This is a genomic window from Kribbella sindirgiensis, assembly GCF_004331435.1.
Classification (GTDB): domain Bacteria; phylum Actinomycetota; class Actinomycetes; order Propionibacteriales; family Kribbellaceae; genus Kribbella; species Kribbella sindirgiensis.
Window position 1 is genome coordinate 48,465 of the sequence record NZ_SJKA01000030.1, and the last position, 12,787, is coordinate 61,251.

The following is a 12,787-nucleotide window of genomic DNA, read 5'->3' on the forward strand; positions in this document are numbered from 1 at the left end:
GAACGAGCGCTAGCGCGGTTGCTTTCGGGCGTGTTCGACGGCGAAGACGGCGGCCTCGGTGCGGCGTTCCAGGTCGAGTTTGCGCAGCAGGGACGAGACGTAGTTCTTCACGGTCTTCTCGGCCAGGAACAGGGACTGGGCAATCTGGCGGTTGGTCTTGCCCTCGGCGATCTCGGCCAGGATACGGCGCTCCTGATCGGTCAACGACGCGTACCTCGGGTCCTCCGCCTCGGCCGGGTGCCGCAGCCGCTCCAGGACCTTCGCCGTCATCGACGGATCCAGCAGCGACTCCCCCGCCGCGAGCCGGCGTACGGCGTCGATGAGCGCTCGACCGTTGATCTGCTTGAGCAAGTACCCCGCGGCACCGGCCATGATCGCGGTGAACAGCGCCTCGTCGTCGGAGAACGACGTCAGCATCAGACAAGCCGGCGGATCGTCCATCTGCGAGCGGACCTCGCGGCAGACGCTGATGCCGTCGCCGTCGGGCAGCCGCACGTCCAGCACCGCGACATCCGGCCGTACGGCCGGGATCCGCGCGACCGCCTCCGCCGCGGTCGCCGCGTCACCGACGACCTCGATATCCGGCTCCGCGTCGAGCAGCTGGTGCAGCCCCAGTCGCACCACCTCGTGGTCGTCGAGCAGGAACACCTTGATCGTCATCGCCGTCTCCTTGGCTTCACACAGTACCCGCCCCAGCCGGGCGCTTGCTCCAGCATGCCCCTGCCACCACGGTACTGCCAGGGACCTCGGTCCCGACCAGTTCGGGACCTTCGGCGCGTGCCGTCCGGCCCGTCCGGGAGTGACCTCGGACCCTGCCCACGCTGCCGTCCGGCTGATTGGCTGGGAGCAACAGTTCGAGAGGAAGGCAGAACCCCGATGGACACTCAGACCGCACGCGGGCCGAGCAGCCTCGGCCACCGGATCCGGCACCGCCGGCAGGCCCTCGGTCTGAGGACCGCGGAGGTCGCCGAACGCGCCGGACTGACCACGGACCGCATCGAGCACATCGAGAGCCGGCCCTTCGCGCTGACCGGGGCCGAGCTGCTCCGGCTGGCGCACGCCCTCGATCTCACCGTCGAGGAGCTCACCGGGCCGCGGCACCCGGCGAACCCGCCGCGGCAGCCGATGGCGCCTGTCCTCGAGCCGATGCGGCGCGAGGAGTGCATCGTCCTGATCCGCGCCGGCTCGGTCGGCCGGATCGCGTACAGCGGGATCGACGAGGTGGTCGTGATCCCGGTCAACTACCGCTACCGCGACGAACTGATCGTCTTCCGCACCGCCGCCGACAGCGCGGTCGCGCAGTTCGACCTGGACCCGATCGCGTTCGAGCTCGACCTCTTCGATGAGGGCCTGCGGGACGGCTGGAGCGTTCTCGTCAACGGCCTGGTCCGTCCCGCGACCGACGCCGAGACCGAGGCCACCCGCGACCACATCGACACGTGGGCCGGCGGCACCCGCGAGACCTGCATGATCATCGAACCGCACCGCATCACCGGCCGCCGCATCCGCTCCTGGTGACCACGTGGCTGAGGGGCTCACCGACTGCCCGGTGAGCCCCTCTGTTGTGTCGTCACACGTCCAGCTCGTGTTCGCGGAGCCGGGCGCGGGCCTCGTCGAATTCGTCGTGGGTCATCTCGCCCGCGGCGAACCGGCGTTCGAGGATGTCCAGTGGGGACGGCAGCGTGGGCGGCCGCCGTCGCGGCTGCCGGGTCATCCGGACCGCTGCCCACGCCGCACCGCCCACCGCCGCGATCCACAGGACGAGCACGGCGATCGACCAGAAGGCCGCGGCGGCCGTCGAGTGCATCATCGCCATTCGCCTCCTATCCGGCGGCCCGCGCGGAACCGGTCAGCAACCGGCCGAGTTCCTCGCCCCAGCGCTGCGCGCGTTCGATCTCGACGTCGCGGATCGGTCCGGTCGTGTCGCTGACGAAGAAACTCTCGGACGTGCTGAGCATCTGGTAGCCCCTCCGGCGCAGCACCTTCGCCGCCGACCGTGCCGCCGAGCCCGGCAGCCGTCGTACCTTGGCGATCCGGGTGTCGAACGTCGTCACCCGCAGGCGACCGGTATCTGCCGGCTGGAGCGCGTCGAGCCACTCGCGGATCCCCACCTCGATCGGCATCACCACATCGCCCTGCTGCCACGCGCCCTGGCGCGTCGACAGCCGGCTCATCGAGAACGCGTGCGTCGGCCCGCCGACCACGAGCAGCCGGACGTCGCCGGGCACCACGTCGGGCGCCCGGTTCACCGGCACCGTCTCGGCCGGAACGTACTGCCGCAGCCCGTCCCGGATCGCCCGCGCGATCCGCTCGGTGTTGCCGAACATCGTCTCGAACACAATCAGTGCACGATCCGTCTCAGCCATGATCCCTCTCCTCTCAGGTCGCCGGGACGACGGACCTGGTCCGCCGGCCGACGAGCAGGTGCTCCCGTTCCGGCTCGGTCAGGTGATGCGGGACGATCGCGACCGGGCACGTCATCGCGGCCGTCGACCGGCGTGCCACCGGGTCGATCGGCAGCGGTCCGCTGTGCGCGCCGACGACCACGAGGCCGACCTCGGCGCTCTCGTGCACCAGCGCCGCGGCCGGCGGCCGGCTGCTCAGGAACCGGGTCACCTTCACGGTCGGGAACCGGCTGGTCCACGGTGCGAGCGTCTCCGACAACACGTACTCGGCCCGGCTGATCCAGGAAGATTCCGGATCCTCGTCGACGAACGCGCGCTCGGCCGGCAGCCCGGCATGCACCACGATCAGGTCACCCTCCCGCGCCGCCGCCTCCCCGAAGGCGAACTCGAGCGCCTCGGCCGACAGCGCCGTACCGTCGATGCCGACGGCAACCTTCCGGTCGAGCAGCGACGGTTTCCAGGACAGCGGTACGACGACCACCGGGCAACCGGCCCGCGCGGTCAGTGTCAGGTTCGCCTGGGTGTGTACGAGCCGTTGCGGCCCGCGGCTGCGGGATCGTCCGACGACCAGCATCCGCGCCTTCCGCGCCGCGTGCGCCAGCACCCGCGATCGCGAGCCTTCGCCGGCGACCGCCACCAGCTCCAGCGCGTACCCGTTCCGGTGCCGTAGATGGGCGACGGCGATCCGCAACGCGGCGTCTGCCAGGTCGGCCGGCGGCTTCGGCGCGTACGCCGTCATCGGGGTGGCCGAGCCGTGTGCCGAGTAGGGCGCCACGAGCACGAGCTCGGCTCCGGACCGCAACGCCGCCGCGGCCGCGTAGTCCACCACGCGGAGGTTCTCCGCGGTTCCGTCGACCTCGACCGCGACGGGCCCGGTCCGGTTCCAGGCAGTCATTTCTCTCACCTCATACTTGAACGGGCACGACGGCCAGTGGGCACGTCGCGTGGTGCAGGGCACCTCGGGTCACCGAGCCGAGCAGGGCGGACATCAGCCGAGTGCGGTTCCGGCTGCCGACGACCAGGAGCTGGGCGTTGGTCTCCTCGGCGCCGGTGACGACACCGTCGACCGCGTGGCCGCGCCGGACCTCGAACTGGATCGGCGTCTCCGGGTACTTGTTCTGCCACTCGGCGGCGAGGTTCTCCAGGTGCCGCTGGGCGTTCTCGGCCCACTCGGCGCCGACACCGGCGGTGTTCATCGCGTCCCAGCTGTAGATCGCCGGCAGATCCCACACGTGCAGCAGCCGGACCGGCAGTTTCCGCTCGGCGGCTGCCGCGATCGCGAACTCGATCGCGGCGGTGTTGTCGTCGGCGTCGTCGACAGCAACGACTACCGGCCCGGTACCGTCGGCCGGCTTCCAGTGCTCGGGCACGATCACCACCGGCACCATCAGGTGCGCCGCGTGGGTCACGACCGCCTCCGAGGTGGAGCCGATCAGCAACCGTTTGAACGTGCCGAGCCCGCGGCGCCCGACCACCAGCATCCGGCTCCCCGCGGCTGCCTCGACCAGCTTGCGAGCCGGCGGCCCGACCATCAGGTCCGCCTCGTGATCGAGCCTCCCCCGCCTGTCGTCGAGGTACTTCTGCACCTCGCCGACGAGTTGCATCGACGCGTCGTCGACAGCGTCCGGCTCCCAGCCGGGGACGTGGCGCAGCCGCTCGTCGATCACGTGCACCGCCTGCAGGGGCTCCTGCAGGAGCAGCGACTCCTGCAGGGCCCACTCCAGAGCACCGGTGTCACGCCAGGAGCCGTCGACCCCTACGTAGATGACCGGCTTGACGGGCATCGAGCTCACTCCCTCACTTACCGGAGCCACGGGTACTTGCGGACGAAGTCCAGGCTGCTCCACTGCTTGCCGAAGCCCCAGACGTTGCCAGCGGCAACCAGCGCGAGTGTCACGATCGTGACGGCGCCGATGATGTGGTCGTCCAGCACCGGGTTGTTCTCCGGCGGCAGGTTCGCCGTCCACATCAGCACGTACAGCAGCGCACCGCTGACGGCCGCGATCCGCATCCCGATGCCGAGCGTCAGCGCGAGACCGATACCGGCCAGGCCGACCATGAACAGCGGGGTCACCCACCAGTCACCGACCAGGCCCTGGTAGAAGTCCGCGAACGGACCGGAGGTGCCCTTGCCCAGGAAGCCTGCGGTCGGGTCGCCGCCGTCGATCCAGCCCTTGCCGGACGGGGTCGCGTAGCCGAAGCCGAACAGCTTGTCGAAGAAGGCCCACAGGAACGTCAGGCCGAAGAGGATCCGCAGCACGGCAAGTGCACGGCCGCCCGCGGTAGTGATGATCGGGTGCCGATCGCCATCGGGCTCCATCGTGGGAGCCGGCAGATCGCGCCGGTGCGGCGTGGTGGTCATGGTGTCGTTCCTTTCAATCGATTCCGACACCTCGATACTGCGGCTCGGCGGCGTCTGCCGGTCAGAGCCGTTGTCACCCATCCATCGGTGCCGAACGGCCCGCCGCCCCCGGGACGTATGCCGCTGCCGACCGCCCGCCGGCGGGCCGACGCTGGAATCCCAGAACCACGCAGGGAGGCACCGATGCCGATCGACCGACTGACCGACGACGAGATCGGCATTCTGCTGACTGCAGCCGTCCACGCGCCGTCGATGCACAACACGCAGCCGTGGCGCTTCGAGGTCCACGGCCCGGTCGTCGACGTACTGCTCGACGAGGAGCGCACCCTGCAGTTCGAGGACGTCTCCGGTCGAGCCACCCACGTCGGTCTCGGCGCCGCGGTCTTCAACATCCGTGTCGCGGCCGCGATGCTCGGTCACGAGACCCGGATCGCGACACACCCCGACCCGGCCCGGCCCGAGATCAAGGCCCGCGTCTACCTCGACCGCCGCGAGGCACCGGTCCCCGACCTCAGCAGCCTGTACGGCGAGGTCTCGCAGCGGCACACGTACCGCGGGCCGCTCCTGGACCACCCGATCCACCTGACTGTCCGGCGCGAACTCGACGAAGCCGCCTGCACCGAAGGAACCGAGCTGCACTGGCTCGAACCGGCGTCCGTGTCCGGCCTCGAGGTCTTGCTCCGGCAGACCGACGCCGAGGACCTCTACGACGAGGAGCGCCGCCAAGAGCGGGAAACCTGGATCGGCGGTGACCGATCGGATGAGGGGATCGCCGAGCGTGCGCTCGGTCCGCAGCCGGTCCGGCAATCGTTCGTCCGCGATCTGTCCGCCGGCTTCGACAGCCCGAATCGCAGCCAGGCCGTCTACGAAACGGCACCGGCCATCGTCGTTCTGAGCACACCTGACGAGGACGAGGACGCCTGGGTCCGTGCCGGTCAGGCCGTGCAGCGCGTGCTGCTCGTCGCCACGTCGTACAAGCTCGCCGCATCGTTCCTCGACCAGCTCCTCGAGCGCCCGGCACCGCGTTCTCAGGTCCGCGGCGTAATCGGCGGCCGATGGCCGCAGATGGTGCTGCGGATCGGTTACCCCGCCCAGTCCAACGGCCACACCGGTCGCCGGGACTGGCGCGATTCCTTCGACCGATGGTTCTAGACAAGGGGATTCCATGACCAAGCAGCCTGCTCCGATCGTCGTCGGCTACGACGGCTCGACCGGCAGCCAGAGCGCTCTGCGCTGGGCGACCGCCGAGGCCGTCCGGACGAGGGCGCCGCTCCGGCTCGTCGAAGCCTTCGAGCTCGTCATCATCACCCGCCCGACGCCTGGCCACGTCGTACCCCTCGAAGCGGTCCGGACGGCCCGCCAGACCGCGCTCGACGCGGTGGCCGAGGGCATCCGTCTGCACCATCCCGGCCTCACGGTGGACACGACCCTGGAGGGTGGGCCCGCGGCACGAGTGCTGGTCGATGCGGCTCAGGACGCCCGGACGGTCGTCCTCGGGTCCCGTGGCCTCGGCGGCTGGAGCGGACTCCTGATCGGCTCGGTCGCAGTCCAGGTCACCACGCACGCGCAGTGCCCGGTGGTCGTGATCCCGCACGACCAGCGGCCGCACGCCCACCAGGGCGCGACCGTCGTCGTCGGCGTCGACGGCTCGAAGGCCTCCGCCCGGGCGATCGACTTCGCCTTCGAGCAGGCCGAGGACCTGCACGCCGAGGTCGTCGCCGTACATACGTGGACGAGTCCGTTCCTGACCTACGACGAAGGCGCGTCGATGCTGCAGTTCGACGAGGAGAAGGTGCGCGAGGAGGCGCGGTTGCTGGTCGCGGAGTCCGTGGCCGGCGCGGCAGCCGAACATCCCGACGTACGCTGGACGACCGAACTGGCATCGGGCTCCGCCGCCCGCGCCCTGATCCGGCGCGCCGAGTCCGCGGACCTGGTCGTCGTCGGCTCCCGCGGCCGCGGCGGCTTCACCGGCCTCCTCCTCGGATCCGTCGGCCAGACCGTCCTGCACCACGCCCACTGCCCGATCGCCGTCGTGCACTGAGCGCCTGAATTTCGCTGGCTGACCCAGCAGTTGAGGGGTTCCACACCCGCATTCCGGGTGTGGAACCCCTCATTTCGTGGGTCAGCCAGCGAAATTGTCAGAAGCCCTGGTCGCCGAACAGGACAACCTTGAGGGCGCCCGTGGTGGCCGGGTCGGCGAAGACGTCGTACGCGTCCTGCATCTCGTCGAGGCCGAACCGGTGGGTGATCAGGCCGGGCAGCTGTAGCCGGCCGGCGGCCAGCATGGACAGCAGACGCGGCGTGGAGTACGTGTCGACCAGGCCGGTCGTGATGGTGACGTTCTTGATCCACAGGTCTTCCAGGTGCAGCGTCGCCGGTGCGCCGTGCACGCCGACGTTCGCGACCGTGCCACCGGGGCGGACCAGGCGGGTGCAGAGCTCGAAGGTGGCCGGTACGCCGACCGCCTCGATCGCCACGTCGGCGCCGAGTCCACCGGTCAGCTCGCGGACCTTCGCCTCGACGTCCTCGTCCGGCCCGAGAGCCAGATCGGCGCCCCGTTCGAGTGCGGCCTTGCGCCGGGAGTCGGCGGCGTCCACGACCACGACCCGCGACGGCGTGAACAGCTTGCTGGTGGCCAGCGCGGCCAGCCCGATCGGCCCCGCGCCGACGATCACGACGGTGTCACCCGGCGAGACCGTGCCGTTCAGTACGCCGACCTCGTACGACGTCGGCAGGATGTCGGCCAGCAGCACCGCTTCCTCGTTGCTGACGTTGTCCGGCAGCTTGTACACCGACCGGTCGGCGAACGGAACGCGGACCTGCTCGGCCTGGGTGCCGTCGATCAGGTGACCGAGAATCCAGCCGCCACCACCGAGGCACTGGCCGTAGTGCCCCTGCCGGCAGTACTCGCACCGCCCGCAGGCCGTGATGCACGAGATCAGCACCCGGTCGCCGACCGCCACGCCGCGAACGCCGTCGCCGACGGCCGTGATCGTGCCGACCGCTTCGTGGCCGAGGATCCGCCCGGGCTCGACGCTCGGTACGTCACCTTTCAGGATGTGCAGATCGGTACCGCAGATCGTCACCGCGTCGACGCGGACGATCGCGTCCTCGGGATCCTGGATCACCGGATCCGGCACCTCGCGCCAGCTCCGCTGCCCCGGACCGTTGTAGACCAACGCCTTCATCACGTACCTCCCTGAACGAGACTTTCCACCCTCGACTCTGGCCCGCTGCACCGGCTGTCGCACCGGCCGAACAACACCTCCCGCCAGGACCTTCGGCCCTGCCCCGCTCCGCGGACTCCGGCTTGACTGGAACTGCCGCAGTACGACCTCAGGGAGGATCCATGACCGGCGGTTTGCCCGTTCTGGCCGGGATCGACGGATCCCGCGACGGCCTGATCGCGCTCGCCTGGGCCGCGGCGTACGCCGTCCTGCGGAACGCGCCACTGCACGCCGTGCACGTCGTCGACGACGAACAGCAGCCGCCTACCGGCGCGCCCCTCGACGGACCGGACGACGGCACCGAGGTGCTCGACGACGCGCTCCAGGAGCTCGACCGGATCGGCTTCCGGGACGCGACACTCGAGGTGCGGCACGGTCACCCCGCGCAGGTGCTGCTCGAGCTCGCCGAACGGTCGATCGCGCTGGTCGTCGGGCGCCGCGGCATGGGCGGTTTCGCCGAGCTGGTCCTCGGCTCGACGTCGCAGGTCTGTACGGCGCTCAGCACCAGCGTGCCGTTGTTCGTCGTACCGGACACCTGGAACCCGCACGCGCCCGCCCTGGGACGGATCGTGGTGGGCGTCGACGGATCCGTCGAGGGCCAGGACGCGCTGAAGTTCGGGTTCGAACTGGCTGCCGCGACCCACGCGGGGATCGTCGGCGTGCACGCCATCGAGCTGCGGGAGAGTTATCCCGATCCGCGGGTCTGGCTCGACCCGGACCGGCAGCCGGCGGTCGAGACCTGTGACGAGCTCCTGTCGCAGGCCCTCGAAGGCTGGATCGCGAAGTATCCCGAGGTCCCGGTCGAACAGCGCGGCATCACCGATCATCCCGTCCTGGTCCTCGCCCGCGAGTCCGCGGACGCCGACCTGGTCGTCGTCGGAGGCGTCGGCCGGACCGCGTTCTCCGAGCTGCGGCTCGGCTCCGTGGCGCGCGGACTGCTGTACCACTCGCGCTGCCCGGTCGCCGTCGTACACCATCAGGAGACCTGACATGGAGACCGTCATCAAGACGCGTGGGCTGACCAAACGCTTCGGCCGCCGGACCGCGCTCGACCGGCTCGACCTCGACGTACCGCCCGGCGTGATCGTCGGGTACCTCGGGCCGAACGGCGCCGGCAAGACCACCACGATCCGGCTGCTGGCCGGGCTGATCCGGCCGACCGCCGGGTCCGCGATGGTGTTCGGCTTCGACGCCGCCGACCAGTACGACGCACTGCAGCGCCGGATCGGCTACCTGCCCGGCGACTTCGTGGCGTATCCCGATCTGACCGGCACGCAGTACCTGAACTACTTCGCCCATCTGTACGGCGGCGTCGACCGGAACCGGATCGAGCTGCTCGCGAAACGGTTCGACCTCGACCTGGGCGTCCGCATCGGGGCGCTGTCCCGCGGCAACCGGCAGAAGGTCGGCATCGTCCAGGCGTTCATGCACGACCCCGACCTGTTGATCCTCGACGAGCCGACGTCCGGCCTCGATCCCCTGATGCAGCGGGAGTTCCGGGCACTGCTCCGCGAGACCCGCGACGCCGGACGGACCGTGTTCCTGTCCTCGCACATGCTCTCCGAAGTCGAGGCCGTCGCCGACACCGTCGCGATCCTGCGCGCCGGCCGCCTGGTCACCGTCCAGTCCGTGCAGGCCTTGAAGGACCGCGCCCGGCGCCGCCTCGACCTGACCTTCGCCGACGTCCCGCCGGCCGCACGCATCCACGCCGTACCCGGAGTCCAGGACGTCTCCGTGGACGGCCACACCGTTCGCGTCACCGTGACCGGGTCGACCGCCGAGCTGCTCAAGGCGGTCGCGCCGTACGACGTCACCAACGTACTCAGCCACGAAGCCGACCTGGAGGCCGCGTTCCTCGACTACTACGACGGGCAGGAGGAACCATGTTCCGCAACGTCTTCCTGAAATCGGTGTACGACGCCCGCCGCGGACTGATCGGTTGGTCGATCGCGATCGCCGTCCTGGTGCTGCTCGAATGCGCGCTGTGGCCCTCGGTCCGCGACATGCCGGACCTGAAGGAGCTGTACCAGTCGTTCCCGGAGGAACTGCGCAAGTTCTTCAACCTGGAGGCCATGACCACCGGCGCCGGCTTCCTCAATGCGGAGCTGTTCACGCTGCTGCTGCCGGCGCTCTTCCTGATCTACGGCATCGGGCACGGCGCCCGCGCACTGGCCGGCGAGGAGGAACGCGGCACGCTCGAACTGTTGCTCGTGACACCGGTCTCGGGCTCGCGGATCGTTCTCGAAAAGGCACTTGCACTGGCCGTGTCGGTCACCGCGCTCGGTTGCGCACTGTTCGCGGCCACGAGCATCGGCAGCCTGGTCTTCGGCCTCGGAGTCTCGGTACCGGAGGCCGCCGGCGGTGCTCTCGCGTTGACGCTGCTCGGCATCGAGTTCGGCGTCCTCGCCCTCGCGGCCGGTGCGGTCACGGGCCGGCGCGCCACCGCGATCGCGCTGACGGCGAGCGCGGCGACAGCGGCGTACGTCGTCTACGCGATCGGCCTCATCCTCCCGCGGTTCGAATCCTGGCAGCCGTACTCCCCCATCCACCAGGCCTTCCACGACGGGCCCCTGGGCGCAGGTCTCCAGCTCAGCTATCTGTGGCTGATCGCCGGCACAGTTGCCGTCGTCCTGTGCGCCCTTCCGGCGCTCGACGGCCGCGACATCTCGACCGCACACGCAGGCTGACCATGCCTACCGTTCCCCGACGCGAGCTCGTCGCCTCACTGCTGATCGTCGTACTGCTGGCGATCCAGCTGCCGTTCGTTGCGCTGGGCAACCGCGCCGACGCGTGCCTCTCGCTGATCCTGATCGGCGCCGTCGTCCTGCTGCTCGCCGGCTCGCTGAGCCCCGACCCCGCAGGCTGGCTCGCCGCCGGCCTGGCTGTGGCCTCCGCGAGCACCGGCACTGTGGTGATCGCGCTGCCGTCGGCTCTCCTGGCCACGATCTCCATCAGCACGCTGCTCGTTCTCTGGTCCGTCGACGTCAGCGAGCACCTGACCTTCCGGTCATCCGAGCGGGCCCGGACATGAAAGAGGGCGGGTGAGCTGCCCCCAACTCACCCGCCCCGCTTGCGGTGCGCTCAGTAGAACGGTCCTGCGGCCCGGGCCGTGTCGTCGAACGCCCAGGTCAGCTCGTTGTGCACGCCGACCACACCGTCCACGCCGGCGACCAGACTTCCGGCCAGTGCGACCGTGCTGCGCTGCGGTACCTGCCCGGTCAGGGTCACGACGCCTTCGAGTACGTCGATCTGTACGGCCAGCGGCTCGTCCCACAGGTGCCGGTCGACGACGTCCCGCCGGATCCGGGCCAGGATCTCCTCGTCCGGGGCGAGGAAGACGCGCAGCAGATCGGACCGCGTCACGATGCCGGCGAGCTTGTCGCCGTCCATCACGACCAGCCGGGTGATGCGGCGGGCGGCCATCAGCCGGGCGGCCTCGTCGAGCGTGCAGCCACCTTCGATGGTGACCGCAGGGCTCGACATGAGCATCTGGGCCGTGATCGCGTCGGCCTTGGTCCGGATCGCGCCGCGCTGCCAGGGCCGGCGCGGCCTGCGCTGGAACTCCTCCTTGCGCAGCAGGTCGGTCTCGGAGATCACACCGACGATGCCTCCGAAGGCGCTACGAACGGGGACCGCGCTGATGTGGTGCTCGGCCAGGACGGCGGCGACCGCCTTGAAAGACGTGTCCTCAGCGACGGTGACGACGTTCTTGGTCATCACGTCGGAGACAGTCAGGAAGTGACGCATCATGACTCCTTGGACCGGCGGACGATCGCCACCGGCGAGTCCGCGTGATGAAGAAGGCTCTGACTGACCGATCCCAGCAGCAGGCCGGTAACGCCGCCCCGGCCACGGGAGCCGACAACGACGAGCGAAGCCTTCGCGGACCTCTTGATCAAGCGGGTGCCGGCCCGGCCCTCCGCGACGGAGGCGCGCACAGGCACCGTGGGGAACTTGTCCCGGTAGGGCGCGAGGCTCTCGGCGAGCCAGTTCCGCAGCAGTTCCTCGGTGCTGTCGATCGACGCGGCGTCTTCCGCCTGCGGCTGCCAGCAGTACACGACGTCCAGCCGCTCACCAGTGCGAGCCGCCTCCTCGAACGCGAACGTAATCGCCTCCTCCGAGTCCGGCGACCCGTCGGTGCCCACGACAACAGGTCCGGTACGGCGTTCACCGCGCACCACAACGACCGGGCACGACGCCTTGGCAGATACCGCGGTCGCGACCGACCCGAGAACCGCTGCGGACATCTTGTTCCGCGAGCGGGTTCCGACGACCACCATCTCGGCGTTCTCGGCCTCGATCAGCAGCGCGTTCGCCGGATCGGAGTTCGCCAGCCACCCGGATCCACCGTCGTACCCGAGCCGGTCTCGCGCGTACTGCACCGCGGCGTCGAGCTCGTGCTGGTACTTGTCGAGCGGCATCGGCGGCGGGACGTAGCCCTCGGCCCCCATCGCCCAACGGCTGATCTCGTTCAGGTACGCACGGATCACCCGTACCGGCAGTTCGCGCGCGGCCGCCGCGTCGACGGCCCACCGCAGCGCGATCTGCGCCTCGGGCGAGTCGTCGACCCCGACGAGAATGTACTTCCTCATATCCGGAATTCCTTTCATTGGCTGGGGTGCTGGACGAGGATTTCCTTCAGGCCGTCGACGAACGCCAGCGACTCGTCGTACCCCCGCTGCCAGACGTTGCGGCCGAAAATGCACCCGAGCCCGCCCGCATCCATCGCCTGCTCAGCCTTGCGATACATCGCGTCGTCACCAGCACGCTCCCCACCCGAAACCAGCACCAAC

General features: G+C 70.0%; 16 protein-coding genes and 1 pseudogene. 7 read left to right on the forward strand and 10 right to left on the reverse strand.

Going from position 1 to position 12,787, the window contains the following annotated elements; translation table 11 throughout:
• Window positions 1-9: 9 nt before the first annotated feature.
• Window positions 10-660 (reverse strand): response regulator, encoded by a 651-nt coding sequence (locus E0H50_RS41095; RefSeq protein ID WP_131296591.1) that lies wholly within the window; start codon window positions 658-660, stop codon window positions 10-12.
• A gap of 216 nt (window positions 661-876) precedes the next feature.
• Between E0H50_RS41095 and E0H50_RS41100 the strand changes: the two genes are divergently transcribed.
• Window positions 877-1,518: a helix-turn-helix domain-containing protein gene (locus E0H50_RS41100; protein WP_165547473.1), complete on the forward strand. Its 642-nt coding sequence runs from the start codon at window positions 877-879 to the stop codon at window positions 1,516-1,518.
• Window positions 1,519-1,570: 52 nt separating this feature from the next.
• Here E0H50_RS41100 and E0H50_RS41105 read toward each other — a convergent pair whose 3' ends face one another.
• Genes E0H50_RS41105 through E0H50_RS41125 form a run of 5 tightly spaced genes read right to left on the reverse strand, consistent with a single transcriptional unit; the run spans window position 1,571 to window position 4,767 of the window.
• Window positions 1,571-1,816, reverse strand: a complete 246-nt coding sequence (locus E0H50_RS41105; protein ID WP_131296593.1) for an SHOCT domain-containing protein — start codon at window positions 1,814-1,816, stop codon at window positions 1,571-1,573.
• A 7-nt stretch (window positions 1,817-1,823) separates the two neighbouring features.
• A complete protein-coding gene (locus E0H50_RS41110; RefSeq protein ID WP_131296594.1) occupies window positions 1,824-2,366 on the reverse strand; it encodes a flavodoxin family protein in 543 nt (180 codons plus the stop codon).
• 13 nt (window positions 2,367-2,379) lie between these two features.
• Window positions 2,380-3,300 (reverse strand): universal stress protein, encoded by a 921-nt coding sequence (locus E0H50_RS41115; protein WP_131296595.1) that lies wholly within the window; start codon window positions 3,298-3,300, stop codon window positions 2,380-2,382.
• Window positions 3,301-3,310: 10 nt separating this feature from the next.
• Window positions 3,311-4,189: a universal stress protein gene (locus E0H50_RS41120; protein ID WP_131296596.1), complete on the reverse strand. Its 879-nt coding sequence runs from the start codon at window positions 4,187-4,189 to the stop codon at window positions 3,311-3,313.
• A 17-nt stretch (window positions 4,190-4,206) separates the two neighbouring features.
• On the reverse strand, window positions 4,207-4,767 hold the full coding sequence (locus E0H50_RS41125; RefSeq protein ID WP_238151687.1) for a hypothetical protein: 561 nt from the start codon (window positions 4,765-4,767) through the stop codon (window positions 4,207-4,209).
• Window positions 4,768-4,950: 183 nt separating this feature from the next.
• Here E0H50_RS41125 and E0H50_RS41130 point away from each other — a divergent pair, with 183 nt between their 5' ends.
• Together E0H50_RS41130 and E0H50_RS41135 are read left to right on the forward strand one after the other, a co-directional pair.
• A complete protein-coding gene (locus tag E0H50_RS41130; protein WP_165547474.1) occupies window positions 4,951-5,919 on the forward strand; it encodes an Acg family FMN-binding oxidoreductase in 969 nt (322 codons plus the stop codon).
• Between the two features lie 13 nt (window positions 5,920-5,932).
• Window positions 5,933-6,808, forward strand: coding sequence for a universal stress protein (locus E0H50_RS41135; protein WP_131296598.1), 876 nt, complete (start codon window positions 5,933-5,935; stop codon window positions 6,806-6,808).
• 97 nt (window positions 6,809-6,905) lie between these two features.
• On the opposite strand, the gene E0H50_RS41140 is transcribed toward E0H50_RS41135, so the two are convergent.
• The gene (locus tag E0H50_RS41140) at window positions 6,906-7,955 is read right to left on the reverse strand and encodes a zinc-dependent alcohol dehydrogenase family protein (RefSeq protein WP_131296599.1); all 1,050 of its coding nucleotides are present in this window, start codon (window positions 7,953-7,955) and stop codon (window positions 6,906-6,908) included.
• 161 nt (window positions 7,956-8,116) lie between these two features.
• On the opposite strand from E0H50_RS41140, the gene E0H50_RS41145 reads away from it, so the two are divergent.
• The 4 genes from E0H50_RS41145 to E0H50_RS41160 are packed head-to-tail and all read left to right on the forward strand — an operon-like array spanning window position 8,117 to window position 11,025.
• Window positions 8,117-8,983 carry a universal stress protein gene (locus E0H50_RS41145; protein ID WP_131296600.1) on the forward strand — a complete coding sequence of 289 codons (867 nt, stop codon included), beginning with the start codon at window positions 8,117-8,119 and terminating at the stop codon, window positions 8,981-8,983.
• A 1-nt stretch (window position 8,984) separates the two neighbouring features.
• On the forward strand, window positions 8,985-9,899 hold the full coding sequence (locus E0H50_RS41150) for an ABC transporter ATP-binding protein (protein WP_131296601.1): 915 nt from the start codon (window positions 8,985-8,987) through the stop codon (window positions 9,897-9,899).
• Window positions 9,878-10,681, forward strand: a complete 804-nt coding sequence (locus E0H50_RS41155; RefSeq protein WP_131296602.1) for an ABC transporter permease subunit — start codon at window positions 9,878-9,880, stop codon at window positions 10,679-10,681. The genes E0H50_RS41150 and E0H50_RS41155 overlap by 22 nt, the downstream gene beginning before the upstream one ends.
• Window positions 10,682-10,683: 2 nt before the next feature.
• On the forward strand, window positions 10,684-11,025 hold the full coding sequence (locus E0H50_RS41160) for a hypothetical protein (protein WP_131296603.1): 342 nt from the start codon (window positions 10,684-10,686) through the stop codon (window positions 11,023-11,025).
• A 50-nt stretch (window positions 11,026-11,075) separates the two neighbouring features.
• On the opposite strand, the gene E0H50_RS41165 is transcribed toward E0H50_RS41160, so the two are convergent.
• The 3 genes and pseudogenes from E0H50_RS41165 to E0H50_RS41175 form a co-directional block, all read right to left on the reverse strand.
• A complete protein-coding gene (locus E0H50_RS41165; protein WP_131296604.1) occupies window positions 11,076-11,744 on the reverse strand; it encodes a CBS domain-containing protein in 669 nt (222 codons plus the stop codon).
• Window positions 11,741-12,586 carry a universal stress protein gene (locus E0H50_RS41170; protein WP_165547475.1) on the reverse strand — a complete coding sequence of 282 codons (846 nt, stop codon included), beginning with the start codon at window positions 12,584-12,586 and terminating at the stop codon, window positions 11,741-11,743. Before E0H50_RS41170 ends, E0H50_RS41165 begins: the two co-directional genes overlap by 4 nt.
• Window positions 12,587-12,600: 14 nt before the next feature.
• Window positions 12,601-12,787: pseudogene (locus tag E0H50_RS41175) on the reverse strand (fructose-bisphosphate aldolase); the annotation flags it as partial.